The sequence below is a fragment of the Kluyvera georgiana ATCC 51603 genome (assembly GCF_001654985.1).
In the GTDB taxonomy this organism is placed as follows: domain Bacteria; phylum Pseudomonadota; class Gammaproteobacteria; order Enterobacterales; family Enterobacteriaceae; genus Kluyvera; species Kluyvera georgiana.
The window spans coordinates 1-314 of sequence record NZ_LXEU01000152.1 but is presented as its reverse complement, the minus strand read 5'-3'; the positions used below and the strand labels follow the sequence as shown (position 1 = coordinate 314).

General features: G+C 51.6%; 2 tRNA genes. Both read right to left on the bottom strand.

Annotation, left to right across the window (positions count from 1 at the left end):
* Nucleotides 1-18 precede the first annotated feature (18 nt).
* Nucleotides 19-94 (bottom strand) — tRNA-Ala (locus M989_RS24105).
* A 39-nt stretch (nt 95-133) separates the two neighbouring features.
* A tRNA-Ile gene (locus tag M989_RS24100) sits at nt 134-210 on the bottom strand.
* Nucleotides 211-314: the final 104 nt, after the last annotated feature.

Genomic DNA, 314 nt, shown 5'->3' with positions numbered 1-314 from the left:
GGTTTGTTGCAGTAAAGATGGTGGAGCTATGCGGGATCGAACCGCAGACCTCCTGCGTGCAAAGCAGGCGCTCTCCCAGCTGAGCTATAGCCCCATCGTATAGTGAATCTCCCTCAAATCCGCGGGACGAATTTGGTAGGCCTGAGTGGACTTGAACCACCGACCTCACCCTTATCAGGGGTGCGCTCTAACCACCTGAGCTACAAGCCTGCAGAGATTCTTTACTGCTATTTTTCATCAGACAATCTGTGTGAGCACTTCAAAGAACGTTTCTTTAAGGTAAGGAGGTGATCCAACCGCAGGTTCCCCTACGA